The sequence below is a fragment of the Bradyrhizobium sp. NBAIM08 genome (genome assembly GCF_020193935.1).
GTDB classification, from domain to species: domain Bacteria; phylum Pseudomonadota; class Alphaproteobacteria; order Rhizobiales; family Xanthobacteraceae; genus Bradyrhizobium; species Bradyrhizobium yuanmingense.
In genome coordinates, this window is sequence record NZ_JADYVR010000412.1 from 1 (window position 1) to 443 (window position 443).

Consider the following 443-nt stretch of genomic DNA (forward strand, 5'->3'; position numbering starts at 1 on the left):
CGCCAACCCCGACGCCGCGATCGCCCTGCTCCTGCTCGCCGTCTCGGACGTCCTGGCCGCCGGCGCACGCCTCGGCGCGATGGTCGACGTCGTGCCCGCCGAGCGCTTCGGTGAGATCACGTTCCCGGTCCTCGTGGCCCACTCCGACGCCGATGGGGTGTTCCCCTACGCCGAGGCGGTCGACGCCTACGACCGGCTGCCCGGCGAGAAGTACCTCCTGACGATGCACGGCGCGGTGCACGCGACGGTCGCCGAGAACACCCCGACGACGGCCGACGCGGCGTACCAGGCGACGACGATCGCATTCTGGGACCGCACGCTGCGCGGTCGTGTCGGCGAGCCGTTCCCGGCACCGATCGAGGGCGTCACGTCGTTCGTCGACGGCACGCTGGACCTGCCGGGCACGCTCTGAGCGGCCAGGAAGGGCTCGTGCCGCCCACCGA

Annotated in this window: 1 protein-coding gene; it reads left to right on the top strand. The window is 72.9% G+C overall.

The annotated features are described in order from the left end of the window. The coding region (locus tag I6F37_RS40170; protein ID WP_225154403.1) for an alpha/beta fold hydrolase at positions 1 to 412 on the top strand (412 nt) is incomplete at its 5' end. Between the last annotated feature and the right edge of the window lie 31 nt (positions 413 to 443).